Source organism: Rhodoferax sp. SPJ4 (assembly GCF_058216275.1).
Genome location: NZ_JBYZMN010000003.1, coordinates 374,971 through 400,936, shown reverse-complemented (window position 1 = coordinate 400,936; position 25,966 = coordinate 374,971). Strand labels below are relative to the sequence as shown.

Genomic DNA, 25,966 nt, shown 5'->3' with positions numbered 1-25,966 from the left:
CGCAACGGTCGCCCCCAAAAGAAAAGGCGCTGGAAATCCAGCGCCTTGTGCAAACACCTCGAGCGGGCGTCTTTGTGATCAATCCGTTGTGGTTGTTTTGTTCAGTGTCTCCTCGGCTCCTCGCGTTCGGGACGACTCCCTCCTGCAATGCCCAGAACTGTACCCCTGTGCCCCATGCCGGGGCACTCGGGGTTTCCCGATTCAGTGCGCAAATACAACAACGTGCACAGCAGCGGAAACCCGCCACGCGGCAGGCCACCTGCGCCCCGGCGAGGCGTGGCACGGCTTATGCAAACAGTGCCAAAAACAACCCTGAAGGACCCGTCATGCTGCGCGCCCTGTCGTTTGTTCTGGCCATCGCCCTGGGTGTGGCCCTGTGCGCCACCCTGCCAGCCACCGCCTGGGCACAGGGCGCCGCACCGGTGCTTGCCGGGCCCGCCAGCGCCCCGTCAGCAGCGTCCCTATCGGTCACGGCGGCGGAGCCCGGCGACGCTGCTGGGCCACCCACCCATCCCGCGCTGGTGAAGGAAGACACGCTGCGCCCCGCCGACACCGCCTGGATGATGACCTCGACCGCGCTGGTGCTGCTGATGACCTTGCCAGGCATTGCGCTGTTCTACGGCGGCATGGTGCGGCGCAAGAACGTCATCAACACCATGGCCTCGGTGGTGGCGGTGGCTGCCGTCGTCAGCCTGTTGTGGTTTGCTTGCGGCTACTCCTGGGCCTTCACGCCGGGCAACGGCTGGATAGGCGGCAACGGCCGGCTGTGGTTTGGCGGGCTGGACTATCGCAAGGACGCCGGCCTGGTGGCGGTGAGCCACATCGCGCCCCTGATCCCCGAGTCGGTCTACGCGATGTTCCAGCTGAGCTTTGCCATCATCACCGCGGCGCTGGTGATCGGTGCGCTGGTGGAACGCATGCGCTTCTCGGCCATGCTTTTGTTCATCGGCCTGTGGTCGCTGGTGGTCTACGTGCCCATCGCCCACTGGGTCTGGGAGCCCGGTGGCTGGCTGGCCCAGCGCGGTGCGCTGGACTTTGCCGGCGGCTCGGTGGTGCACATCAATGCCGGCATCAGCGGCCTGGCCTGCGCCTGGGTGTTGGGGCGGCGACGCGGTTTTGGCCAGCAGGCCTTCGAGCCCTTCAACCTGGGCCTGACCATGGCCGGCGCCGGCCTGCTGTGGGTGGGCTGGTTCGGCTTCAATGCCGGCTCGGCGGTGGCGGCCGACGGGCGGGCGGGCCTGGCGATGGCCGTGACCCACATCGCTGCCGCTGCTGGCGCCGTGGCCTGGATGCTGGGCGAATGGGTGGTGCGCCACAAGCCCTCGCTGCTGGGCCTGTGCTCGGGGCTGGTGGCGGGCCTGGTGGCCATCACCCCGGCGGCCGGTTATGTCAGTCCTTCATCGGCGCTGCTGATTGGCGGCGTCTCCGGTGTCGCCTGCTACTGGGGCGCAACCGGCCTGAAGCGGCTGCTGGGCGCCGACGACTCGCTGGACGTGTTCGGTGTGCACGGCATCGGTGGCATTGTCGGCTCGCTGCTGACCGGTCTGCTGGCCAGCAAGACCATCGGCGGTGTCAGCGGCGACCTGCTGACCCAGGCGGTGGGGGTGGGTGCGGTGCTGGGCTACAGTCTGCTCATCACCACGCTGCTGCTGTGGATCACCTCGCTGCTGGTGCCGCTGCGGGTGGATGCCGAGTCCGAAGACACCGGCCTGGACATTGCCGTGCACAGCGAGCGAATGGGCACCTGAGGAGCACCGATGACCCCCACCGAAACCGTGGCGATTGCCGCCCACCTGCATGTGTTGCTGCGTCGCAAGACCGGCCGGGTGACCGATGTCGAATGGATGGCGGCCAACGCCGAATACGCGGCCGAGGTGGTGCGTTACGCCCGCGCCAGGGCGGCCCAGGACGGCCACACCGAGCTGCTGGGCTGGGCCGACAAGCTGGAGCAGGCCATGACCGCTCTGGCCACGCCCCGGAGCCCGCCAGTGCCAGCGGCCATCCACGCGGTGGCCGTGGCCACCGGGCTGGCACCTGCGGCACCTGCACCCGCCGGCACGGCCGCTGCACCCAGCGCCGCCGACAGCCGCTACGTTGGCCGGTTGCGTTGAGCATGAAAAAAGCCGCCCCCTGACGGGAGCGGCTTGATGGCCGGCGGCCACGCCCCACCGGCACCCGGCCGGAGGCGCTGGCCAGGTGCCGATTACTTGGCGGCGGAAGCCGCAGATGCGGCGACAGCGGCAGCCGATGCAGCCTCGGCCGCTGCAGGCGCAGCAACGGCGGTTGCGGCAGAAGCAGCCGACTTGGCCTTGGCCTCTTCCATGTGCTGCGCTTCGGCGCCGTGCTTTTCACCGCCCATGTCGATGTCGCCACCCTTGGACAGGACGAACAAGGCGATGGCGGCGAACACCACAAAACCGACCACAATTTTCCACATGCTGATTTCTCCAGAAGGTCAATGAATTTCAAAAAATTGCCCTCGCGAAGAAAACGCTTCGCAAGGGCAATTTTTGGAAACGGCGCGAAGTGTACCGCGCCGAATGATGCCCTGGGGGCATCACCACCCGGAGCAAGGGGCCGTCACCGTGGTGTCAGCCCAATGACCGGGAAGGGGCTTCAGTCGCCTGCGTAGATGTCCACGTCCTTGGTTTCGCGGACGAACACCATGCCGATGACGAAGGTCACAGCGGCGATGATGATGGGGTACCACAGGCCGTTGTACATGTTGCCGGTCTGGGCCACGATGGCGAAGGCGGTCGTGGGCAGCAAGCCACCGAACCAGCCGTTACCAATGTGGTAAGGCAGCGACATGGAGGTGTAGCGGATGCGGGTCGGGAACATTTCCACCAGCATCGCGGCGATCGGGCCGTACACCATGGTCACCAGGATCATCAGGTAGCTGAGGATCACGATGATCATGACCTTGTCGACCTTGGCCGGATCGGCCTTGGCGGGGTAGCCAGCGGCCTTCAGCGCGTCGGCCACGGCCTTCTTGAAGGCGGCGTCCTTGGCCTTGGCTTCGTCAGCCGGCAGGCCCTTGGCCGAGTAGCCCTCGATCTTGGTCTCACCGATGGAGATCGCGGCCACGGTGCCAGCGGGAACCGTCAGGTCGTTGTCGTAGCTCACCGAGCTGGCGGCCAGCACCTGCTTGGCGATGTCGCACGAGCTGGTGAACTTGACGGTGCCGGTCGGGTTGAACTGGAACGAGCACTCGGCGGGGTTGGCATGCACGATGACCTTGTTGGCCTTTTGTGCGGCGTGCAGGTCAGGGTTGGCGGCCTTGGTCAGCGCTTCGAAGACCGGGAAGTAGGTCACCGCAGCCAGCAGCAAACCGGCCATGATGATGGGCTTGCGGCCAATCTTGTCAGACCAGGCACCGAAGACGATGAAGAACGGCGTACCGATGACCAGCGCGCCGGCGATCAGCAGGTTGGCGGTGGCGCCATCAACCTTCAGCGACTGCGTCAGGAAGAACAGTGCGTAGAACTGGCCGGTGTACCACACCACAGCCTGGCCAGCGACCAAGCCGATCAGCGCCAGGATCACGATCTTCAGGTTCTTCCATTGGCCGAAGGACTCGGACAGCGGGGCCTTGGAGGTCTTGCCTTCGGCCTTCATCTTGGCGAAAGCCGGCGACTCGTTCATCGACAGTCGGATGTAGACCGAGATGCCCAGCAGCAAGATGGAGACGATGAAAGGCACGCGCCAGCCCCAGTCGGCGAAGGCAGCTTCACCGATGATGGTGCGGGTCGTCAGGATCACGATCAGCGACAGGAACAGGCCCAGCGTGGCGGTGGTCTGAATCCAGGCGGTGTAGGCACCGCGCTTGCCCATGGGGGCATGCTCGGCCACGTAGGTGGCGGCGCCACCGTACTCACCACCCAGTGCCAGACCTTGCAGCATGCGCAGCGCGATCAGGATGACGGGAGCGGCCACACCGATGGTGGCGTAGTTGGGCAGCAGGCCCACGATGAAGGTCGACGCACCCATCAGCAGAATGGTCACCAGGAAGGTGTACTTGCGACCGATCATGTCGCCCAGACGGCCGAACACCAACGCGCCGAAGGGGCGCACGATGAAGCCGGCGGCGAATGCCAGCAACGCGAAGATGAACGCCGAGCCGGCGTCCAGTCCCGAGAAGAACTGCTTGGCAATGATCGCTGCGAGCGAACCGTACAAATAAAAGTCATACCACTCGAAAACCGTGCCCAGCGAGGACGCAAAGATGACCTTGCGTTCTTCAGCGGACATGGGACGCGCTGCGGGTGCTGTCGCCATGGATCGTCTCCTTCAACCTGTGAATAAATATCACCCCGACGGGGTGGAGGAGGCCGACTGTGGCGGTGGGGTCTGACCCATCGCTGACGGGTAGCTGTACAGACGCTTACAAACTAAGTTCTAACCCTTAGAAAAGCTTTCGTGATGCGAATTTGAGCCCAAAGCTTGCGGGTAAACCTTAGGATTGAATTTTCAACAGGCCCGCCCGGTGAGAGCGCCACCGGGCATCCAGCAGGTCGCATCACCGACCTGTGGACGCCCCGTTGTTAGGTTGCGAGGCACGCTCAGCAGTGGTCGGCCGCGATCCAGGCCGCGGCCTTTTCGGCAATCATCAGCGTCGGCGAGTTGGTGTTGCCGCTGGTGATGGTGGGCATCACACCGGCATCGACCACCCGCAGCGCGGCAATGCCGCGCACCCGCAACCGCGAATCCACCACCGCCATGGGATCGTTGGCGCGGCCCATCTTGGTGGTGCCCACCGGGTGAAAGATGGTGGTGGCAATGTCGCCGGCCAGTTTGGCCAGTTCCTCGTCGGTCTGGAACTGCACGCCGGGCTTCCATTCCTCGGGCTGGTAGGCGGCCAGCGCCGGCTGGGCCACGATGCGCCGCGTCACCCGCAGCGAATCGGCCGCCACCTGGCGGTCTTCCGGCGTGCTGAGGTAGTTGGGCTTGATCGCCGGCGCGTCTTCCAGCCGGGGGCTTTTGAGCTGCACCGTGCCGCGGCTGGTGGGGTTGAGGTTGCAGACGCTGGCGGTGAAGGCCGGGAAGGCATGCAGCGGCTCGCCGAAGGCGTCCAGGCTCAGCGGCTGCACGTGGTACTCCAGGTTGGCCCATTCGCGCGACGGGTCGCTGCGGGTGAAAGCGCCGAGCTGCGACGGCGCCATGCTCAGCGGCCCGCTGCGCTTGAGCGCGTACTCCAGCCCCATCTTGGCCTTGCCCCACCAGCTGTTGGCCATGGTGTTGAGCGTCAGCGCGTTCTGCACCTTGAACACCGCGCGGATCTGCAAATGGTCTTGCAGGTTGGCGCCCACGCCGGGCAGGTCCACCAGCACCGGGATGCCGTGCTGCTGCAACAGCGCGCCTGGGCCTACACCGGAGCGCTGCAGGATGTGCGGCGAGCCGATGGCGCCGGCGCACAGCACCACCTCGCAGGCGGCGGTGGCGGTCACCATCTCGTGGCCGCTCCACACCTCCACACCGGTGCAGCGCAACTTGGTTTGGCCGCTGGGGTCGTCGTGCGGCGCGAACACCAGCCGGTTGACCTCGGCCCGGGTCCACATCTCAAAATTGGAACGGCCATAGCAGGTGGGTCGGAGAAAGGCTTTGGCGGTGTTCCAGCGCCAGCCGTCCTTCTGGTTGACTTCGAAATAGCCCACACCCTCGTTGTTGCCGGTGTTGAAGTCGTCGGTGGCCGGAATGCCGGCCTGGGTGGCGGCCTTGGCAAAGGCGTCAAGGATGTCCCAGCGCAGGCGCTGCTTCTCCACCCGCCATTCACCGCCGGCCTTGCGCACCGCCTGTTTGTGCTGCGGGTGCTGGCTGCCGTGGCCATGGAAACGCTTGAAATTGGCGTTGACCGTGGGCTGGCCGGGGTCGAGCTTGTAATGGTCTTCGTGCTGCTTGAAGGCCGCCAGCGCCTCGTCCCAGCGCCAGGCGTCGTCGCCGGTGAGCTGGGCCCAGTGGTCGTAGTCGCGGGCCTGGCCGCGCATGTAAATCATGCCGTTGATGCTGGAGCAGCCACCCAGCGTCTTGCCACGCGGGTAACGCAGCCGGCGGCCGTTCAGGCCGGCGTCGGCCTCGGTGTTGTAGAGCCAGTCGGTGCGCGGGTTGCCGATGCAATGCAGGTAGCCCACCGGGATGTGGATCCAGTGGTAGTCGTCACGCCGGCCGGCCTCCACCAGCAGCACCCGCTTGGTGCCGTTGGCACTGAGCCGGTTCGCCACCAGGCTGCCGGCGGTGCCGCCACCGACGACGATGTAGTCAAACGCCAGCTCGGCCGCTTCCGGGGACTCGGCGCCTTGGTTGGCCGCGCTCATTTGGCGGTGGGCATGACAAACTCGGCGCCCTTGCCGATGCTCTCGGGCCAGCGCTGCATCACGCTCTTTTGCTTGGTGTAGAAACGCACGCCTTCTTCGCCGTAGGCGTGCATGTCGCCGAACAGGCTCTTCTTCCAGCCGCCGAAGCCATGCCAGGCCATGGGCACCGGAATCGGCACGTTGATGCCCACCATGCCGACCTGGATGCGGCGGGCGAACTCGCGCGCCACGTTGCCGTCGCGGGTGAAGCAGCTCACACCGTTGCCGAACTCGTGGTCGTTGACCAGCTTCACCGCGGTGGCGAAGTCGGGCACCCGCACACAGCTCAGCACCGGGCCGAAGATTTCTTCCTTGTAGATGCGCATCTCGGGTGTGACATGGTCGAACAGCGTGCCGCCCAGCCAGAAGCCTCCCGCGCAGCCCTCGCCGGCTTTGGCACCGTCGAAGCCCCGGCCATCGACCAGCAGCTGCGCGCCTTCTTTCACACCTTGCTCGATGTAGCCGGTGATGCGCTGCTGCGCGATGGCCGTGACGATGGGGCCCATCTCGGCCGCCAGGTTGCTGCCGTTCAAGACCTTCAGGGTCTTGGTGCGCTCAATCAGCGCCGGCATGATTTTGTCGGCGGCGTCGCCCACCAGCACCGCCACCGAAATCGCCATGCAGCGCTCGCCGGCACTGCCGTAGGCCGCGCCGATCAGCGCGTCCACCGACTGCTCGATGTCGGCGTCGGGCATCACCACCATGTGGTTCTTGGCGCCGCCCAGGGCCTGCACCCGCTTGCCGTGGTGGGCACCGGTCTCGTAGATGTAGTTGGCGATCGGCGTCGAGCCGACAAAGCTCACCGCCTTCACGTCGGGGTGCACCAGCAGCGCGTCGACCGCTTCCTTGTCGCCCTGGACCACGTTGAACACGCCGTCAGGCAGGCCGGCCTGCTTGAGCAGGTCGGCGATGAACAGGCTGGGGCTGGGGTCGATGGGGCTGGGCTTGAGCACGAAGCTGTTGCCCGCGGCGATGGCCACCGGGAACATCCACATCGGCACCATGACGGGGAAGTTGAATGGCGTGATGCCGGCCACCACGCCCAGTGGCTGGCGCAGCGTCCAGTTGTCCATGCCGGTCGACACCTGGTCGGTGAAATCGCCCTTCAGCAGCTGCGGGATGCCGCAGGCGAACTCGACGATGTCGATGCCACGCGCCACCTCGCCCTGGGCGTCGGTGAAGACCTTGCCGTGCTCGGCAGTGATCATCCGGGCCAGCTCGTCCTTGTGGCGGTTCAGCAGTTCCAGGAACTTGAACATCACCCGGGCGCGGCGGATGGGCGGCGTGTCGGCCCAGGCCGGAAAAGCCTGTTGTGCGGCCGCCACGGCAGACGCCACATCGGCGGCGTTGGCCAGCGCCACCCGGCCGGTCACCGCACCGGTCGCGGGGTTGAACACGTCCTGGAAACGGGTCGATGAGGCGGCCGTGGCTCGGCCCTGAATGTGGTGGGGAATATTTGCTGCGCTCATGGTGTCTCTGCCCTGTAAAGGGCGTCAGTATCCCGAATCGGCGAGGTTCTTGCCAATGACTTCGCCAAAACAGGTGTATAAATTTCGCAAATATGGCCGCACTGACCGAACCCCAAACCCTGCGTGCCTTTGTGGCCGTGGCGCGCGAGGGCAACGTCTCGCGGGCCGCCCAGCAGCTGCATTTGAGCCAGCCGGCGGTCAGCCTGCAACTCAAAAGCCTGGCCGAGAGCACCGGCCTGCAGCTCTTCACCCGCACCCCCCAGGGCCTGGTGCTGACCCGCGATGGCGCGGCCCTGCTGCCGCAGGCCGAGCGGGCACTGGCCGCGCTGCACGACTTCGGCCAGGCGGCTTTGGGTCTGCAGACCACGGTGCGCGGCCGGCTGCGCATCGGCACCATCCTGGACCCGGAATTCATCCGCCTGGGCGCTTTCCTGAAGGTGCTGGTGGAATCGGCACCGCAGATCGAGACCGAGCTGCGCCAGGGCATGAGCGGCGAAATGCTGACCCTGCTGACCCGCCAGGAACTGGACGTGGGCTTCTACCTGGGCCTGCCCGAGGGCCTGGCCGGCGTCAAAGCCGGCGAGCCCGCGCCCGTTTTCGAAGCCCGGGCCCTGACCCATTTCACCTACCGGGTAGTGGCCCCGGCCGGCTGGGGCCCGCAGGTGCTGGGCCGCGACTGGCGGGCCCTGGCCGCGCTGCCCTGGCTGGCCACCCCACCGGCCTCGGCCCACCACCGGCTGCTGGCCAGCGCCTTCGAGCCGCTGGGGCTGGAGCCCAAGCGGGTGGCGCTGGTGGACCAGGAGGCGTCGATGCTGGACCTGGTGAAGTCCGGCGTGGGCCTGAGCCTGGTGCGCGACTCGATTGCCATCCGCGAAAGCCAGGCCCATGGCCTGGTGATTGCCGACAAGGTGGGGCTGGACTGTGTGCTGAGCTTTGTCTGCCTGAAGTCGCGCGCGGCCGAGCCGGTGGTGGCCGCGGCCTGGAAGGCGCTGGAGGTCGCATGGCGTTGAGCCCGGTGCTGCTGGCCAAAGACCTGTGCGCCCACACCCCGCACCGCACGCTGTTCGACGGCCTGGCCCTGACGCTGCCCCCCGGCCTGAGCTGGCTGCGCGGCGGCGACGGCAGCGGCAAGACCACGCTGCTGCGGCTGCTGGCCGGCGCGCCCCAGCCGCCGGACCTCACCACCCACGCGACGCTGCCTGCCGACCTGGCGGTGTTCTGGGCCGACCCGCAGTCCGACGCGCTGGACAGCGCCACGCCCACCGAGGCCTGGGCCGCACTGGCCAGCCCCCACCCGGGCTTTGACGCCAGCCTGGCGCACGAACTGGCAGAGGCGCTGGGGCTGGCGCCGCATTGGCACAAGCCGCTGTACGCGCTGTCCACCGGCAGCAAGCGCAAGGTCTGGCTGGCCGCGGCCTTCGCCTCGGGCGCGGCGCTGACCTTGCTGGACGAACCGCTGGCCGCACTCGACGGCGCGGCCGCCCGGGTGGTGCTGGACCTGCTGGAAGACGCGGCCGGCCACCGCCGCCGGGCTTTTCTGGTGGCCAGCCACCACCCGCTGGACGGCCTGCCTTTGGCCAGCAGCGTGGACCTGGGCGGTGACTGAGCCCCGCAGGCCCCACCCGAGGACGCTGGCCGGCGGTTTGCGCTGCATCAGACGAACCGCACAATCCTGCCGGAAAGGGCCGCAATCGACACCCGACGGTCAAACACCGGCCAAAAAGCGCAGTGAATTGGCCTATCCTCAGCACCATGGCGCCTGCCCCTGGGGACAGGGCCCATGAAGCCACCCACCATGCACCTGCCATCCACCCCGTTTGCGCGCCAGATCGCCCTCACCCTGGCGGTGATGGCGGCCATGGTGTGCAGCTTTGTGGTCTATGTGGCGGCCGAAAAAACCATCGACATGGCCAACACCCGGCGTGTCCAGTCGCTGCTGCTGGTGGAGGAGTTGCGTCAGTCCTCCAACGACCTGACCCGCATGGCGCGGCTCTATGTGGCCACCGGCGAGCCCCGCTACGCCCGCCATTTCCAGCAGATCCTCGACATCCGCGACGGCCGCGTGCCCAAGCCGCCCGGCTACGACAACGTGTACTGGGACCTGGTGATGGCCGACTCGGCCGAGCCGCCCCCGGCCAAGGGCGCCGGTGAGGCCTTGCTGGCCCGGATGCAGGCCGCCGGCTTCACCGACGACGAGTTCGCGGTGCTGGCCCGCTCCAAGGAACTGTCGGACCAGCTGACCCGTACCGAACGCGAGGCCATGCGCCTGCGCCAGGTCAGCGGTGACGGCGCCGAAGCCGCCCACCGGCAGGCCCGCGCCCTGTTGCTGGATGCCAATTACCTGACCGCCAAGGCCGACATCCTGCGGCCGGTCGCCGACTTCACCCGCCGCATGGAGACCCGCACCGCCCAGGCCGTGGCCGACGCCGAGCAGCGGGCGCTGGCCATGCGCTGGGTGCTGATTGGCTTTGGGCTGGTGCTGCTGTTCATGGTCTACCGCTCGGCCAAGGCCTTCCACGCCATCATGGGCGGACCGGTGGACCAGGTCCATGCCCAGATCACCCGGCTGGGCTCCGGCGACTTCTCCGACAGCTGGCCGAACACCGCCGCGCAGCCGGGCACGGTGATGGCCCGGCTGGCCGACACCCAGGCCAAGCTGCAGCGCCTGGCCGACGAACGCAACACCGCCCAGAGCGACATGCAGCGCAGCGAGGCCCAACTCAAAGAGGCCCAGCGCCTGGCCCGGCTGGGCAGCTGGGAGGTGACGCTGTCCACCCGCCAGCTGACCGGCTCGGACGAAACCTTCCACATTTTCGAGCTCGACCGGTCGCGCTTCGACGGCACCTACGACGCCTTCATGGCCGCCGTCCACCCCGAAGACCGCGACGCGGTGCGCAAGGGCTTTGGCGAGGCCATGGCCCGGCGCCGGCCCTACGCCAGCACCTTCCGGCTGCAAATGTCGGACGGCCGCATCAAGTACGTGCACGAACGCTGCGAAATGCAGCTCGACGGCCAGGGCCGGGCGGAGCGGGCAGTGGGCACGGTGCAGGACATCACCGAAAGCCGGCTCGGCAAGCTGGCACTGGAGCGCGCCAACCGCGACCTGCGGCTGCTCAGCGACTGCAACATGGCACTGGTGCAGGCCGAAGAAGAGCACCGCCTGCTGGCCGAGATCTGCCGGCTTTGCGTGGTCAACGGCGGCTACCGCATGGCCTGGGTGGGCTACGCCGACAACGACGAGGCCAAGACCGTGCGGCCCATCGCCCAGCATGGCCACGAGGCCGGCTACCTCGACCAGGTGAGCATCAGCTGGGCCGACAACGTGCAAGGCCATGGCCCCACCGGCACCGCCATCCGCACCGGCCTGCCCAGCATCAACCAGAACGTGCTCACCAACCCGCGCATGGACGCCTGGCGCGGTTCGGCCGCCGAGCGCGGCTTCCAGTCCAGCGTGGCCCTGCCGCTGGTCTGCAATGGCCAGACCCTGGGTGCGCTCAACCTCTACGCGGCCGAGGCCAACACCTTCGACCCCGAAGAGCTGGAGCTGCTGATGGAGCTGGCCAACGACCTGGCCTACGGCATCCTGACGCTGCGCACCCGCACCGAGCATGCGGCGGCCAAGGAGCGGCTGGAGTTTCTGGCCAACTTCGACGCGCTGACCAATTTGCCCAACCGCCTGCTGCTGCGCGACCGCTTCGAGCATGCCGCCCGCATCGCCGAAATGGACGGCAAAACGGTCAGCATGCTCTACATCGACCTCGACCGCTTCCAGGAAATCAACGACAGCCAGGGCCACGCGGTGGCCGACCAGGTGCTGGTGCTGGTGGTCGAGCGGCTGCGCCAGGCCATCCCCGCCACCGCCACCATCAGCCGCCACAGCGGCGACGAATTCATCGTGCTGCTCAACGGCCAGCACGACATCCCGGCCGTCATCGGCCTGGTCACCGCCATCCGCGAGGCCTTGAGCGAGCCCATCGCGCTGGACGGCGGCACCCTCAACGTGTCGTGCTGCATCGGCATCGGTTTCTTCCCCGGCGATGGCGAGGATTTCGACACCTTGCACCGCCACCTGCGGGCTGCGGTCGACAGCGCCAAGGAGGCTGGCGGCGACACCTACCGCTTCTACTCGCGCGACATGAAGAAGGGGGCGCTGGAGCAAATCCGGCTGACCGGCGGCCTGACCAGCGCACTGCGACGCGGCGAGTTCGTGCTGCACTACCAGTCGCAGGTCGACATCCGCAGCGGCCGCATCGTCGCCGCCGAGGCCCTGGTGCGCTGGCAGCACCCGACCGACGGGCTGATCGCGCCGTCGCAGTTCATTGCACTGGCCGAGCGCAGCGGTCACATCGTGCCGCTGGGCGAATGGGTGCTCAACGAAGCCTGTCGCCAAGGCCGGCTGTGGCAGGACCGGCTGGCCATCCCGCCGGTGGTGGCGGTCAACCTGTCGTCACTGCATTTCAAGCGCGGCGATGTGCTCGAAATGGTGCGCCGCGCGCTGGCCAACTCGGGCCTGCACCCCGACCTGCTGGAGCTGGAACTGACCGAGTCGGTGCTGTTGCAGGACTTCACCGCCACCGTCAAGACCCTGCTCGACCTGAAGGCCCTGGGCGTCAAGCTGTCCATCGACGACTTCGGCACCGGCTACTCCAGCCTGTCCTATCTGCAGCAGCTGGCGGTGGACAAACTCAAGATCGACCAGTCCTTCATCCCGCAAGACCTGTCGGCCACCGGCAACGCCGCCATCGTCCGCGCGGTGGTGCAGCTGGGCCACAACCTGAACCTGCAGGTGATTGCAGAGGGCGTCGAAACCCCGGCCCAGCTGGCCTTTCTGGACGAGGTCGGTTGCGACCAGGCCCAGGGCTTTCTGTTCAGCCGCCCGGTCTCGGCCGAGGTCTTTGAGCGCCTGATGGAGCAAGAGCAGCGCCAACGGGCCTGAGCCCTTTTCGGTCCCAGGCCGCGGCCCCGTGGTGTTTGGAAGCTCCTGAAATCAGAGCAAGCGGCCAGAGGGCGGCCCACCCATGATGGCCTGGGCCGGACGCCAAGGGCCGCCGGCTGGCATGATGTCGGGTTTTCCTCCGGCCGCAGCCCACCATGTCCGACATTGCCGACACCCCCTTGCCCCCCCACACGGCCGCTGCCGACGCCACGCCCTCGCTCAGCGCTGACAGCACCGCCCCTGCGACGACGGCCAGCCGCCCTCAGCGACAAGACAAGCGCCGTCGCGGCCCCGCCCCGGCCCAGGCCAAACGCGGCGCCCCGGTGCACCCGGCGCTGGAGCAGCTCGCCACGCTGTACCCGGCCCTGTTCGGCGCGGTGTTCCGCCCGCTCAAGCGCGGCATCTTTCAGGAACTGCTGGCCGCCCACCCCGAGGCCTTCGAGCGCGAGGCGCTGAAGACCGCGCTGGCCTTGCACACCCGCTCCACCCGCTACCTGAACGCGGTGGCCTCCGGCATGGCGCGGCACGACCTGGCCGGCCAGCCGGTCGAGCCCATGGCCCCCGAGCATGTGCACCACGCGCTGATGGAGGTGTTTCGCCGCCGCCTGGGCCGCACCGCCCCTGACCAGCAGGCCGCGCTGCGGGCCCGTGTGGTGCAAGACCTGGTGCGCGCCTTCGAGGCCTCTGGCCTGAGCCGCGAAGCCTATGGCGAACGGCTGCACGGCAAGGACGAGGCCGGCAATGCCTTGTTGGCCGAAGCCCTGGCCGAGGCCGCCGCCCGCCACGCCAAGGCCGAGGCCCTGCGCCGGGCCTTCACGCTGAGCGGCCAGGACATCGCCGCCTTTGCCAGCATGTACGGCCTGGACCCGCGCGATGTGGCCCGCACACTGGGCCGGCCTGAGACCTCCCCGACCACGACCGCCACGCCCACCACCACCGAGTGAGCCTCAGCGGCTGCCGGGCAGCCGCTGCACCCCGCGCAGAAAGGTCGCCACCTTGGCCAGCGGCATCTCGCAGGGTTTGACCCGCTCGCCGCCCGTGGTGAGGTAGCAATTCAGGCTCACAAAGTCGGTGCCACCCAGCGCCCGGGCAAAGACCTTGACCGAGCGGCCGCCGTTGAAACAGGTCTTGGTGATGCCATAGCGCTGGCCCTGGTACAGACCTTCGCTGTAGCCCTCAGGCAAGCGATCGATCTCGGGCATCAGGTCCATGGTGGCCATTGTGCGACCACCCAGGCCGCACAATGACGGCATGAGCACGCCGCCCGACCTGCCCCCGAACAACCCGCCACCGGCCCAGCCCCGCAACCCGCTGCACGGCGTGACGCTGGAGGCCATGGTCAGCGCGCTGGCCGACCACTACGGCTGGGAGGGTTTGGGCCAGCGCATCGCGGTGCGCTGTTTCACCCACGACCCCAGCGTGGCTTCCAGCCTGAAGTTTTTGCGCAAGACGCCCTGGGCCCGCGACAAGGTCGAGGACCTCTACCTGTTCATGCTGCGCGAGCAGCGCCGCGGTCGCTGAGCAGGCTTTCAGCGGGCCGCCGCCACGCTGACGCTGAAACGGTCAAAGCCGTACAACACCGCCACCACCAGCAGCGCGGCGAAAGGCCCGGCCATCGGGTGCAGCATGGACGCCAGCAAGGGCGCCACCAGGATCAGGTGGCGCAGCGCCCAGCTGTACAACAGCCCGGCGCGACGCAGGTAGACCTTGCCGGCCCCGGCCCAGCGGGCGCGGGCCACGCAACCCACCGGCAGCGCGGTGATGAAGCCGGCGTGGTTGTAGTAGCGCACCGCCATCACCGAGCTCACCAGCGACGAAAACAGCAGCGCCATCAAAGCCAGCTCCAGCGCCAGCCGCGGCGTCAACACCGCCGCCACGCCCTCGCCCAGGCTGGCATGCAGCGACGGCGCGGCCAAGGTGGCCGTGCCCATCAGCCCCAGCGCCGCGGTGGAGGCGATCATGGTGGACGACATCAGCGAGTTGCGCAGCGTCTGCACCGCCAGGATTTCGCTGCCCTCGTGGGCCGACAAGGCCTCCAGCCAGTCTTCACGCAACACCACGTTGACCGAGCGGGCCAGCTGGCGCGGGTCGCGTTTCTGCAGCCAGGCCAGCACCAGCTCGTACAACACCATCACCGCCACGGTGGCGGCCGCGGCGTACCAGCTTTCGGTCGGGCTCATGCGCGGCCTCCGTTCCAGCGGGGGCAGGTGGGTGCGGGGCGCGGGTCAATGGTCATGGGAATCCTCGGGGCCACGGGGCGGTTCGGCAGGCTGGCCTCACAGCCTGGATTTTGACCCAGCAGCGAAACCACGCAGCCGGAGTTCAGGCCGGCGGCGCACCCACCTGGCGGTGCGGCGCGGCGGCGGCAAAGGCCTCCAGCGCGTCGCAGGCCGCCACGATGCGTCGCACCGTGGGCAACTCGGGCAGATCGATCTTGAAGACCCGCATCACCGCGGTGATGCTGGCCAGGCAGATGTCGGCCATGCCGGGCTGGTCGCCGTGGCAGAAGACGCCGGTGGCCGACTCGCTGGCCAGCCGCTGCTCCACCGCCGCCAGGCCGGTGCCAAACCAGTGGGTCTGCCAGGCGCGGAAAGCCGCGTCGTCGAAACCGCCGGTGGTGGTGAGGTATTTCTTCACCCGCGGCGTCACCAGCGGGTGGGTGTCGGTGGCCAGCATGCCGGCGATCGCCCGCACCCGGGCCCGGCCATGCAAGTCGGCGGGTAACAGCGGTGGCTGGGGCTGGTATTCGTCCAGGAATTCGAGGATGGCCAGCGACTGCGTCAGCGGCGGCTGGCCGGCCACCACCAGCGCCGGAATGGCGCCCAGCGGGTTGATCTTCAGAAAGGCCTCGCTGCGCTGCTCGCCAGCATCGAGGTTGACGATGTGCTCATGGGCACTCAGGCCCTTCAGGTTCAGCGCCACCCGCACCCGGTAGGTCGCGGAGGTGCGCCAGAAGGCAAACAGTTCGAACGGGGCAGCGGCAGGGTCGGCGGTGGTCATGGGCAGGCTCCAAAGGTCCAGCGGCCATTGTGGCGCCGTTTGGCACTGCCAGCGCCGAAAGCCCGCGTGGGCTCGCCCGGCCTCCCCGCCGGATTCGCCGCCTTGGAGGCGGCCACCGGAACGGGGAGAAGGGAGACTTACTTCGGCGGGACCACCACGATGGTGCTGCCACCCGAGCCGGTGCTGCCGGTGTTGCCCTTGGCGCCAGTGGCACCGGTGGCGCCGGTGTAACCCGTGCTGCCTGTGCTGCCTGTGCTGCCTGTGCTGCCGGTGTCCCCGGTGGCGCCAGTGCTGCCCATGGCGCCGGTGGCGCCGGTGGCACCGGTGTAGCCTGTGCTACCGGTATTTCCGGTGTTGCCAGTGTTGCCTTGGGCGCCGGTGTAACCGGTGTTGCCCTGGCTGCCGGTGTTGCCCTTGGCGCCGGTGTAACCGGTGTCGCCTTGGATGCCTTGCGGGCCGGCCGGGCCGGTGCAGGCACCCAGCAGACAAGCGGACGCAAGCAATGCGGTGGTGAGAAGGTGGTTCATGGAATGTCCTTGGTAACGGGGTCATGGCACGGCGTGCACATCCAGCGAGCATGGGCGCATGGCGGCCCGGCGTCTGTGCGCTGCGCCACCCAGAAACCGCTTCGCCCGTACGGCAACGCACAGACCGCCATCCCGGGCAGGGCTAAGGTGGAGAAGTCATCCAGACACAGGACACCGCCATGAACCCCACACGTCAAGCCTTTCTCACCGTTGCCGCGCTGCTGCTGGCCGCGCCCGCAATGGCCCAGGTCACCTTTTATGAGGCCGAGGGTTACCGCGGCCAGGCCTTCACCAGCAACAAAACCGTGCCCAACCTGGCCCGCACCGGCTTCAACGACCGCGCCTCGTCGGCGGTGGTGGCCAACGGCCGCTGGGAGGTCTGCGAAAACGCCGGCTTCCAGGGCCGCTGCGTGGTGTTGCGCCGGGGCAGCTACAACTCGCTGCGTGGCATGGGCCTGGACAACCAGGTCTCGTCGATGCGGCCGGTGAATGGCCGGGGCCGCTATGCCAACGAGGCGCCCGAGCCGCAGTCGGAACCCGATTACGCCTACCGCCAGCGCGCCAACGAGCGCACCTTCTCCGTGCCAGTGAGTTCAGCACGGGCGGTGATGGGCACGCCGGAGCAGCGCTGCTGGGTGGAACGCCAGCAGGTGCCGGGCACCAGCGGCGGCGCCAACGTCGGGGCCGGCATTGCCGGCGCGGTGATCGGCGGCATCCTGGGTCACCAGGTCGGTGGCGGCACCGGCCGTGACATCGCCACCGTGGGCGGTGCGGTGGCCGGCGGTGCCATCGGCGCCAACGTCGGTCGCCGTGGCGAACCCGCCAGCGAACGCGATGTGCAGCGCTGCGAAACCGTGACCAGCGGCCAGCCCCAGTACTGGGACGTGACCTACAACTTCCGCGGCACCGAGCACCGGCTGCAGATGGCCGCCGCCCCGGGCCCGACCATCACCGTCAACCGCGACGGCGAACCCCGCCAGTGAGCCTGCGCCTGGGGGTGGACGGCACGCCGGCCCCCCAGCGCATACTCCCCTGACTTGACCCACTCTTTCTGAGGCCTTTCCTGCGGGGCTTTGACGCCCCCATGCCCGGCTACCAGACCAAGCAGGAATCCATCGCCGTGGCCGGCGTGGACGACCTTGTCATCCGCTCCTTGCTCGACCGGCAGCAGTTCGCCGACCCACTCGGCGAGGCGGCCCGGCTCGGCATTTCTTCGGCCAGCTGGCCGCTGTTCGGTCTGCTGTGGCCCTCGGGCGCCCACCTGGCGGCGCGGCTGGCGCGCCGGCCGGTGAGTACCGAACGCATTCTGGAACTGGGCTGCGGCCTGGCCCTGGCCAGCCTGGTCGGCCACCGGCGCGGCGCCAACATGACCGCCAGCGACTGCCACCCATTGACTGCCAGCTTTCTGGCCGCCAACCTTGCCCTCAACGGCCTGCCGCCGCTGGCCTACCGCCAAGGCCATTGGGGCGCCCACACGCCACCCGCTGCCGGCCCGCCGGTGGTGGAGGGCGAGTTCGACCTGCTGATCGGCAGCGACCTGCTCTACGAGCGCGACGCCGACGGCGCCCTGGCCGCCTTCATTGACGGCCACGCCACCCCCGGCGCCACCGTCTGGATCGTCGACCCCGACCGAGGCAACCGCGCGGCCTTCAGCCGCCAGATGGCGGTGCGGGGTTTCGGCCTGCGCGAGGAGCGGCTGGACACCGCCGCCGCACCCGGCGTGCCGGCCTACCGTGGCCGGCTGCTGGTGTTCCGGCGCACCGACCGGCCCTTCGACTGGGCCTGAGGCCGGGCGCAAAACCGCGCCAGCCCCCAACAATTGCACAAAAAAACCGGGGCGGCGCGCGCTGGCCGGTTCAGGTGTGGCCGTCAGTGGCCGATACCACCCTCAGGGGTCGGGTGTGCAATGGCAGCCGCGCCGGCCCGCCGGAGCCCATCACGTCCCCCTCTATCCTGCTCGTTGACGACGACCTAGGCACCATCCAGCTGATGCACCGCATCCTGGACGGGGCGGGAGAGCTGCGCTTTGCCACCAACGGTTTCGAGGCCCTGCGGCTGGCCCGCGAGGTCAAGCCCGACCTGGTGCTGCTGGACGCCGAGATGCCCGGCATGACCGGCTTTGAGGTCTGCACCGCCCTCAAAGCCGACCCGCTGCTGGCCGACATTCCGGTGATTTTTGTCACCAGCCACAACGAGATGCGGCTGGAGGTGGCCGGCTTTGACGCCGGCGCGGCCGATTTCATCGCCAAGCCGGTCAGCCCGCCGCTGGTGCTGGCCCGGGTCAAGACCCAGCTGCGGCTCAAGCGCCTGAGCGATCAGCTGCACCGGCTGGCCACGGTGGACGGCCTGACCGGCCTGGCCAACCGGCGCCGCTTCGACGAGGCGCTGCAGCACGAGTGGCGCATCGCCCGCCGCAGCGGCGAGCCGCTGGCCCTGGTGATGGCCGACGTCGACCACTTCAAGGCCTACAACGACCACCATGGCCACCCGGCCGGCGACGCCTGCCTGCAGGCGGTGGCCGGCGCACTGGCCGGCATCGGCCTGCGGCCCTCGGACCTGGTGGCCCGCTACGGCGGCGAGGAGTTTGTGCTGCTGATGCCCCACACCCCATGCAACGGCGCGGTGCACCTGGCCGGCCAGGCGCTGGCGGCGGTGGCCGGCCTGCGCATTCCCCACCCCACCGCGGCCAGTGGCCATGTGAGCTTGAGCGCCGGCGTGGCCTGTCTGGACGAGACCGACCCGGCGGGCAGCGACACCAGCCACAACCTGCCCGCCGCCAGCACCCTGGTGGCGGCGGCCGACCAGGCCTTGTACGCCGCCAAACGCGCCGGCCGGGCCCAGGTCTGGCTGCAGGGCCTGGCCCCGGCTGCCGTGCCCCAGCCAGCCAGCAGCCTGACCCGGGAGCGCGCCTGAGGGCGCGGCACCGGCATGGATGTCCGGGTCTCGCCCCGGCTTGCTGCGCTGGCCACCTTTGGCCTGGGCCTGCTGCTGAGTGCCGCGGCCACCGCCTGGCTGGCGCGCGACAACGAGACCACCGCCCACCGCCGCTTCGAGGCCATGGCCCGCCGGGCGGCTGATCAGGTCAGCGAAAGGCTGCGCACCTACGAATACGGCCTGAAGGCGGCGCGGGGCGCGGTCATCGTGGCCGGCACCGGCCACATCAGCCGCGAGCGCTACCGCCTGTACAGCGAGTCGCGTGACCTGGCACGCGAGTTTCCCGGCGTGCATGGCATCGGCATCGTGCGCCGGGTGGCGGCGGCCGACGAGGCCCGCTTTCTGGCGGCCGCCCGGCGCGATGGCCAGCCCGGCTTCACACTGCGCCAGATCGCCCCCCATGAAGGTGACCGCTACGTCATCCAGTACATCGAGCCGGCAGCACCCAACGCCGCCGCGCTGGGGCTGGACGTGGCCTCTGAGCCCCGCCGCCGCGCCGCCGCCGAACAGGCCATGCGCAACAACCAGGCCACCATCACCGCCCCCATCACACTGCTGCAGGCCACCAGCCTGCCCGACCACGCCTTTCTGCTGATGCTGCCCATCTACGAACCCGGCCTCGCGCTGGACACGGTGGCACAGCGCGAGGCCGCCATCTTTGGCTGGGTCTACGCGGCGTTGGTGATCGACGAGGTGATGGACGGGGCCGACCTGGCCGACGGCCGGCTGGAACTGGCGCTGCATGACAGCACCGATGGAAAGGTCGGTGCGCCGTTTTTTGCCACCGCCCGTACCCAGAAGCCAGCGGCCAACGGGATGGTGCTGCGTGTCAGCATGCCGCTCTATGGCCGGCTCTGGGAGGCCGAGGTGCGGGCCACCGCGCTGTTCGTCGAATCGCTGTACCCGCTCGACCCGACCGCCGTGGCCACCAGCCTGGTGGCCTTGTCGGCGCTGCTGGCCGGGCTGACCTTCATGCTGGTGCAAAACGCCCGTCGCAAGCTGCAGCTGGCCAACGAGCAGGCCCGCCGGGCCGCCATCATCCAGACCACCGGCGACGCCATCATCGGGCAGTCGCTGGACGGCCTGGTCACCGACTGGAACGCCGGCGCCGAGCGGCTGTTCGGCCACAGCGCCGAGTCGGTGCTGGGCCAGCCATTGGCGGCGCTGCTGGTGCCCGACGAACGGCTGGCCGAAGACGCCCGCATCCGGGCCACGGTGGCGCGCGGCCTGTCGGTGCCGCCCTTCGACTCGGTGCGGCTGGCCAGCGACGGCAGCCCGCGCGACGTGTCGATCGCCGCCTCGCCCATCGTCGGACCGGAAGGCAAGATCGTGGGCCTGGCCAAGATCGTGCGCGACATCAGCGAAGCCAGGCTGGCCGAACGCCAGATGCGGGAACTCAATGCCACGCTGGAGTTGCAGGTGGTGGAGCGCACCGCCATGTTGGAGGCCGCCCACCGCGACCTGAAAACCATCGTCGACGCCATCCCCTCGCTGGTGGCCTACTGCGACCGGCTGATGATCAACCGCTTCAGCAACCTGGCCAGCCGCCAGTGGTTCGGCATCGAGCCCGAGGCCATGCCGGGCCGCCATGTGCGCGACCTGCTGGGCCCGGTGATGTTCGCCGAGGTTCTGCCCCACCTGGAGGCGGTCCTGCGAGGGGAGCCACAGACCTTCGAGCGGACCTTTGCCAACCCGGACGGCGACCCGCGCCAGGCGCTGACCTTGTTCCTGCCCGACCAGGTGGGCGGCGAGGTAAAGGGTTTTTACGTGCTGGTGCACGACATCACCGAGCAAACCCGCGACAAAGCCAGGCTGGCCGCCGCGCTGCGCGAAAACGAGGCCTTGCTGAGCACCATCCAGCTGCACGCCATCTTCTCGGTGGCCGACCGCAGCGGCCGCATCATCGACGCCAACGAAAACTTCTGTCGCATCACCGGCTACAGCCGCGAGGAGCTGCTGGGTCGCAACCACAACATCGTCAACTCCGGCGTCCAAGACAAGGCCTTCTGGGTCAACATGTGGCGCACCATCCGCTCCGGCAAGCCCTGGCGCGGCGAGATCTGCAACCGCGCCAAGGACGGCTCGTTGTACTGGGTGGACAGCATCATCGCGCCCTTCATGGGCGAGAACGGGCAGATCGAGAAATACATCTCCATCCGCACCGACACCACAGCCACCAAACGCAGCGAACAAAAGCTGCGCGAGAGCCAGGCCTTCCTGGAGCGGGCCGAGCGGGTGGCCGGGGTCGGGGCCTGGGAATTCGACATCGAACAGCAGCGCATCGTCTGGTCGGCCCAGATGAATGCGCTGTACGAGATGCCTGCCGACCATGTGCCGGCGCTGGAAGACGGCCTGGGTTGGGTCCAGCCCCAGTCGCAGCGGCTGATCCGCCACGCCATCAAACGCGCCAAGCGCGACGGCACCGGTTGGGACCTGGAGCTGGCGGTGACCACCGTGACCGGCAAGCCGATCTGGGTGCGCTGCGTCGGTGAGGCCATGCGCGAGCAGGGCCAGGTGGTGCGGCTGGTCGGCTCTATGCAGGACATCACGCTGCGCAAACAGGCCGAGGCCGACCTCAGCCAGACCATGTCGCTGTTGCGCAGCGTGATGGACTCGGCCTCCGAGGTCTCGCTGATCGCCACCGACCCGTCGCTGACCATCACCGTCTTCAACCGCGGCGCCGAACGCATGCTGGGCTACACCCAGGGTGAGGTGGTGGGCCGCTCGCCCATCACGCTGCTGCACGAGCCCGACGAGTTGCTGTACCGGCAGCAGGAGTTGTCGCGCGCGCTGGCCCGCGAGGTGGCCATCGACCAGGTGCTGATCGAGCCCATGACCTTGCGCAAGCCCCGCGAGTGGACCTACCGGGCCAAGGACGGCCGGCGCATCGGCGTGTCGCTGGTGGTCACCGCGATGCACGGTGCCGATGGCGCGCTGCTGGGCTATTTGGGCGTGGCCCACGACGTGACGCGCCAGCGACAGCATGAAGACTCGCTGCGCGAGGCGCGCCGCAAGGCCGAGGAAGCCAACCTGGCCAAGAGCCAGTTCCTGGCCAATGTGAGCCACGAAATCCGCACCCCGATGAACGCGGTGGTGGGCCTGACCTATTTGCTGGGCCAAACCCCGCTGGACACCGAACAGACGGCCTTTCTGAACAAGATGTCGCTGGCCAGCAAGTCGCTGCTGGCGGTGATCAACGACGTGCTCGACCTGGCCAAGATCGAGGCCGGCGAGCTGGTTCTGGAGCACCAGCCCTTCCACCTGCGCGGCATGCTGCAGGAGCTGTCAGACGTGATGGCGGTGCACGCCGACGCCAAGCGCATCGGCTTCAGCGTGGACACCACCGACAAGCTGCCCGACCACCTGCTCGGCGACGTGACGCGGCTCAACCAGATCCTGAGCAACCTGCTGTCCAACGCCATCAAATTCACCGACCAGGGCGGCGTGAGGCTGGTGGTGCAGACGGTCTCGCAAACCCCGGAACGGGTGCGGCTGCGCTTCACCGTGTTCGACACCGGCATCGGCATCGCAGCGCCACTGCAGGCCCAGGTGTTCACCCCCTTCACCCAGGCAGACCCCTCCACCACCCGCCGTTTCGGCGGCACCGGCCTGGGCCTGTCCATCGTCAAGTATTTGGTCCAGCGGCTGGGCGGCCAGGTCGGTCTGCGCAGCGCGCTGGGCCGCGGCAGCGAGTTCTGGGTGATGCTGGATTTCGAGCGCGCCCCGGCCGGCGTGGATGCGCCGCCCGAACCCACGGCCGGTCCCGGCGCCGCCCGCGCCGGGCTGGCCGGCATGCGGGTGCTGGTGGTGGACGACAGCGAGATCAACCTGGAGGTGGCGCAGCGCATGCTGGAGCTGCAGGGTGCGGTGGTGGCACTGGCCACCAACGGCGAGCGCGCCATCGCCCACCTGCGGGACCACCCCGGCAGCATCGACGCGGTGCTGATGGACGTTCAAATGCCGGTGCTCGATGGCCACGAGGCGACCCGCCGCATTCGCAGCGAGTTGGGCCTGACCACCTTGCCGGTGATCGCCCTGACCGCCGGCGCACTGACCGAGGAGCGGCAGCGAGCGGCCGCCGCCGGCATGGACGACTTCATCACCAAACCCTTCGACATGCAGGCGGTGGTGCGCTGTCTGCGCCGCCTGGTGGGCCGGGTGCCCCTGTCACTGCCCCCCCCGGTGGCACCGCGCGCCGCCGAGCCGGAGCCGGAAGCGCAGACCCCCTGGCCCGAGATCGACGGCATCGAGGCCCTGGAGGTGCGCGAGCGGCTGTGCGGCAGCCTGCACCTGTTCGAGTCACTGCTGCGGCGCTTCACCGCCGAATTTGGCCAGGCCCCGACCCTGGGGCCGGCACCACTGGACGTGGCCGCCATGGTGGCCCAGGCCCGGCTGATGCACCGGCTGCGCGGCAGCGCCGGCGTGCTGGGCGCCCGCGCCATCCACCGCCTGGCCTCCCAGGCCGAAGCCGCCTTCACCGCCGGCGAAGAAGCCCTGGGGCGTCAGTTGCTGGGCTCGCTGGACACCCAACTGCGGGCCCTGCAGCGCAGCGCCGCGGCCGCGCTGGGCGCCCTGGCCAGCGGCCGGCCGGCGGCGGTGCCGCTGCTGACTGGCACGGTGGCCAGCCCGGTGGCCGCCGACGCCCAGGCCGTGGCACCGCTGGTGGCCCTGCTGCGCCAGCACAACCTGGGGGCGCTGGCGGCCTTCGGTCAGCTGTCCAGCGCGCTGCGCCAGCGCCTGGGCGACGACGGCTGGACCCGTTTGAACCGGCAGATGGCGCAGCTGCAGTTTGACGAGGCCGCCCAAAGCCTTTCCGAGGCCATGGCCGTGCCATCCCCATCGCCGCCCGCGGCCGAAGAGCCGGCACCCGAGGCCGCGCTGGTGCTCAGCGCACCACCGAGTAATTGACCGGCACCCAGCGGTAGCCCTTGCCGTCGGCACGCAGGCGGCCAATGCCGGGGAAGGACAGGTGGGCGCCGGCCACCAGGTAGCCCTGCTTGGCGGCGTCGGCATAGGCCTTCTTGCGCTGGGCGGCGGCGGCCTTGCTGTCGGTGTCAAACTGAATGGTGGTTTCGGGGTGCTCGAACTGCACCGCGGCCACGTGCATCAAATCGCCCCACAGCACCAGCTTTTCGCCCTTGCTCTCGACCACGTAAAGGCTGTGGCCGGCGGTGTGGCCACGGCTGGCCACCGCCTGGATGCCGGGCACCAGCACGGTGTCGCCGTCAAAGGGCTGGAACTTGCCGGCCTTCACATAAGGGTTCAGCGAGGCCATCGCGCCCTGGAAAAAGCCCTTGGCATCGGCCGGCGCCTTGTCCAGGTTGGCCTGGCTGAGCCAGAAATCGGCGTCATGCTGGTCGGCCCGCACCACCGCGTTGGGGAAGGCCCGCTGCTCGCCGGCCATCAGGCCGCCCACATGGTCGGGGTGCATGTGGGTGATGTAGACCTCGTCGACCTGCTCCGGCTGGTAGCCGGCGGCCTTCAGGTTGGCCAGCAGCCTGCCCAGCGTGGGGCCGAACAGCCCGGCCGCGCCGGTGTCGATCAGCACCAGCTTGGCCCCGGTGTTGACCAGGTAGCCGTTGACCGAGGTTTCCAGCGGGCTTTTCAGGTAGGAGCGGGCCAGCGCCTGGTCGACCTTGGCCGGCGTGGTGCCGGTCAGCAGCTTGTTGACCGGCAGGGCCACGGTGCCGTCCGACAGCGCGGTGACCTCAAAGTCGCCCAGCATCATCCGGTAATAGCCGGGCGCCGAGGTCTTGGCCATGGGCGCGGCGGCCTGGGCCGGGCCGGAGGTCAGGCACAAGGCGGCGGTGGCGGTGAGAACAGCGAGGGCGCTGGCGCGCAGCAGATGGGCGGTGGTCATGGAAGTTCTCCTGGGGGTGATGGGCAAGGGCAGTCGGCGCGAGTATGCCGGCTTCGCGTGACCCTTGTGCGGGCCGGTTTTTCAGCCCCCTGGTCAACACGCATGGCCGCCGGCCGGGCGGCCCTGTATGCTTGCCGGTTATGTTCGTTTTGTCCTGCCCACCCGCGTTGGGCCCGCGCTGAAAGACCGGCCGCATGTCCTACATCCTTGACGCCCTGAAACGCGCCGAATCCGAGCGCGAACGCGGCAGCATTCCGGGCCTGCACAGCCAGCAGGTGCTGGCCGGCGCCGCAGGCCCCGGCCAGGGCCCGGCCTCCTGGCTGTGGCCGGCCGCTGGCGCGTCGGCGGTGCTGCTGGGCGCGGTGGCGCTGTACTGGTTTGCCCCGGTGGCCTTGAAGCTCAGCCCCCAAGGCATGGCCGCCAGCCCCTCGCCCAGCCCCGTCCCGGCGGCCTTGCCAGCGCCGCAGATCAACGCGGTGACGGTGGTGGCCGAAGCCCCGCGGGCCGCGCCGCTTGAGGCGGAAGCCGACGGCGCTGCCGCCCGCGCCAGCCGGCGCGCCCAACGGGCCGCCGCGTCCGAGGCCCGGGCCAAGCCGCGCGACGACGGCCCCCCTGGCCAGGGCCCGGCCAAGGCCTCCGAGGCCCGGGTCTATGCACTCAACGAGCTGCCCGACAACATCCGGCTGGAATTGCCGCGGGTGGTGGTGGGGGGCTCCAGCTACTCCACCAACCCGGCGCTGCGCATGCTGATGATCAACGGCCAGATGTACCAGGAGCGCGAGCAGCCCATGCCCAATTTGCAGCTGGAGCAGATCCGCCAGGGCTCGGCGGTGCTCAAGTACAAGGGCTACCGCTACCGCATCACCTACTGAGCAAGCCGTCAGGAGACC

At 68.9% G+C, this 25,966-nt stretch carries 21 protein-coding genes; 12 read left to right on the top strand and 9 right to left on the bottom strand.

Annotated elements, in window-relative coordinates; all coding sequences use genetic code 11:
- Positions 1–326 precede the first annotated feature (326 nt).
- On the top strand, positions 327–1,748 hold the full coding sequence (locus tag AC4BAR_RS13050) for an ammonium transporter (RefSeq protein WP_490628299.1): 1,422 nt from the start codon (positions 327–329) through the stop codon (positions 1,746–1,748).
- Positions 1,749–1,757: 9 nt separating this feature from the next.
- Complete coding sequence (locus AC4BAR_RS13045) at positions 1,758–2,111, top strand: hypothetical protein (RefSeq protein ID WP_490628298.1); 354 nt, start codon at positions 1,758–1,760, stop codon at positions 2,109–2,111.
- 92 nt (positions 2,112–2,203) lie between these two features.
- Here the strand turns inward: AC4BAR_RS13045 and AC4BAR_RS13040 are convergent, their stop codons facing one another.
- The 4 genes from AC4BAR_RS13040 to AC4BAR_RS13025 all read right to left on the bottom strand — a co-directional run bounded on the left by AC4BAR_RS13040 (position 2,204) and on the right by AC4BAR_RS13025 (position 7,819).
- On the bottom strand, positions 2,204–2,437 hold the full coding sequence (locus AC4BAR_RS13040) for a hypothetical protein (RefSeq protein WP_490628297.1): 234 nt from the start codon (positions 2,435–2,437) through the stop codon (positions 2,204–2,206).
- Between the two features lie 179 nt (positions 2,438–2,616).
- Complete coding sequence (locus tag AC4BAR_RS13035) at positions 2,617–4,278, bottom strand: MFS transporter (protein WP_490628296.1); 1,662 nt, start codon at positions 4,276–4,278, stop codon at positions 2,617–2,619.
- 284 nt (positions 4,279–4,562) lie between these two features.
- Entirely contained in the window at positions 4,563–6,311 is a 1,749-nt protein-coding gene (locus AC4BAR_RS13030; RefSeq protein ID WP_490628295.1) for a GMC family oxidoreductase, read from the bottom strand.
- Entirely contained in the window at positions 6,308–7,819 is a 1,512-nt protein-coding gene (locus tag AC4BAR_RS13025; RefSeq protein ID WP_490628294.1) for a CoA-acylating methylmalonate-semialdehyde dehydrogenase, read from the bottom strand. The genes AC4BAR_RS13030 and AC4BAR_RS13025 overlap by 4 nt, the downstream gene beginning before the upstream one ends.
- A gap of 92 nt (positions 7,820–7,911) precedes the next feature.
- Here AC4BAR_RS13025 and AC4BAR_RS13020 point away from each other — a divergent pair, with 92 nt between their 5' ends.
- The 4 genes from AC4BAR_RS13020 to AC4BAR_RS13005 all read left to right on the top strand — a co-directional run bounded on the left by AC4BAR_RS13020 (position 7,912) and on the right by AC4BAR_RS13005 (position 13,699).
- Positions 7,912–8,829 carry a LysR family transcriptional regulator gene (locus tag AC4BAR_RS13020; protein ID WP_490628293.1) on the top strand — a complete coding sequence of 306 codons (918 nt, stop codon included), beginning with the start codon at positions 7,912–7,914 and terminating at the stop codon, positions 8,827–8,829.
- Complete coding sequence (locus tag AC4BAR_RS13015; RefSeq protein WP_490628292.1) at positions 8,820–9,425, top strand: ABC transporter ATP-binding protein; 606 nt, start codon at positions 8,820–8,822, stop codon at positions 9,423–9,425. The genes AC4BAR_RS13020 and AC4BAR_RS13015 overlap by 10 nt, the downstream gene beginning before the upstream one ends.
- Positions 9,426–9,599: 174 nt before the next feature.
- Positions 9,600–12,755: an EAL domain-containing protein gene (locus AC4BAR_RS13010; RefSeq protein WP_490628291.1), complete on the top strand. Its 3,156-nt coding sequence runs from the start codon at positions 9,600–9,602 to the stop codon at positions 12,753–12,755.
- Between the two features lie 155 nt (positions 12,756–12,910).
- The gene (locus AC4BAR_RS13005; RefSeq protein ID WP_490628290.1) at positions 12,911–13,699 is read left to right on the top strand and encodes a ProQ/FINO family protein; all 789 of its coding nucleotides are present in this window, start codon (positions 12,911–12,913) and stop codon (positions 13,697–13,699) included.
- Between the two features lie 3 nt (positions 13,700–13,702).
- Here the strand turns inward: AC4BAR_RS13005 and AC4BAR_RS13000 are convergent, their stop codons facing one another.
- Entirely contained in the window at positions 13,703–13,966 is a 264-nt protein-coding gene (locus tag AC4BAR_RS13000; RefSeq protein ID WP_490628289.1) for a hypothetical protein, read from the bottom strand.
- A 40-nt stretch (positions 13,967–14,006) separates the two neighbouring features.
- Here AC4BAR_RS13000 and AC4BAR_RS12995 point away from each other — a divergent pair, with 40 nt between their 5' ends.
- The gene (locus AC4BAR_RS12995; RefSeq protein WP_490628288.1) at positions 14,007–14,276 is read left to right on the top strand and encodes a VF530 family protein; all 270 of its coding nucleotides are present in this window, start codon (positions 14,007–14,009) and stop codon (positions 14,274–14,276) included.
- Positions 14,277–14,284: 8 nt separating this feature from the next.
- Here the strand turns inward: AC4BAR_RS12995 and AC4BAR_RS12990 are convergent, their stop codons facing one another.
- The 3 genes from AC4BAR_RS12990 to AC4BAR_RS12980 all read right to left on the bottom strand — a co-directional run bounded on the left by AC4BAR_RS12990 (position 14,285) and on the right by AC4BAR_RS12980 (position 16,282).
- A complete protein-coding gene (locus AC4BAR_RS12990; protein ID WP_490628287.1) occupies positions 14,285–14,935 on the bottom strand; it encodes a DUF599 domain-containing protein in 651 nt (216 codons plus the stop codon).
- 142 nt (positions 14,936–15,077) lie between these two features.
- Complete coding sequence (gene maiA, locus AC4BAR_RS12985) at positions 15,078–15,755, bottom strand: maleylacetoacetate isomerase (protein ID WP_490628286.1); 678 nt, start codon at positions 15,753–15,755, stop codon at positions 15,078–15,080.
- A gap of 137 nt (positions 15,756–15,892) precedes the next feature.
- Positions 15,893–16,282 (bottom strand): collagen-like protein, encoded by a 390-nt coding sequence (locus AC4BAR_RS12980; RefSeq protein WP_490628285.1) that lies wholly within the window; start codon positions 16,280–16,282, stop codon positions 15,893–15,895.
- 179 nt (positions 16,283–16,461) lie between these two features.
- Here AC4BAR_RS12980 and AC4BAR_RS12975 point away from each other — a divergent pair, with 179 nt between their 5' ends.
- The 4 genes from AC4BAR_RS12975 (at position 16,462) to AC4BAR_RS12960 (ending at position 24,124) form a co-directional block, all read left to right on the top strand.
- Positions 16,462–17,265, top strand: coding sequence for a beta/gamma crystallin-related protein (locus tag AC4BAR_RS12975; protein ID WP_490628284.1), 804 nt, complete (start codon positions 16,462–16,464; stop codon positions 17,263–17,265).
- Between the two features lie 101 nt (positions 17,266–17,366).
- Positions 17,367–18,068 carry a class I SAM-dependent methyltransferase gene (locus AC4BAR_RS12970; RefSeq protein ID WP_490628283.1) on the top strand — a complete coding sequence of 234 codons (702 nt, stop codon included), beginning with the start codon at positions 17,367–17,369 and terminating at the stop codon, positions 18,066–18,068.
- A 74-nt stretch (positions 18,069–18,142) separates the two neighbouring features.
- On the top strand, positions 18,143–19,195 hold the full coding sequence (locus AC4BAR_RS12965) for a GGDEF domain-containing response regulator (RefSeq protein ID WP_490628282.1): 1,053 nt from the start codon (positions 18,143–18,145) through the stop codon (positions 19,193–19,195).
- Between the two features lie 15 nt (positions 19,196–19,210).
- Positions 19,211–24,124 (top strand): PAS domain S-box protein, encoded by a 4,914-nt coding sequence (locus AC4BAR_RS12960; protein ID WP_490628281.1) that lies wholly within the window; start codon positions 19,211–19,213, stop codon positions 24,122–24,124.
- Here the strand turns inward: AC4BAR_RS12960 and AC4BAR_RS12955 are convergent.
- Positions 24,102–25,076, bottom strand: a complete 975-nt coding sequence (locus AC4BAR_RS12955; RefSeq protein ID WP_490628280.1) for an MBL fold metallo-hydrolase — start codon at positions 25,074–25,076, stop codon at positions 24,102–24,104. The two genes, AC4BAR_RS12960 and AC4BAR_RS12955, sit on opposite strands and share 23 nt — an antisense overlap.
- A 194-nt stretch (positions 25,077–25,270) precedes the next feature.
- Between AC4BAR_RS12955 and AC4BAR_RS12950 the strand changes: the two genes are divergently transcribed.
- On the top strand, positions 25,271–25,948 hold the full coding sequence (locus AC4BAR_RS12950) for a general secretion pathway protein GspB (protein WP_490628279.1): 678 nt from the start codon (positions 25,271–25,273) through the stop codon (positions 25,946–25,948).
- The last annotated feature ends 18 nt before the right edge of the window (positions 25,949–25,966 follow it).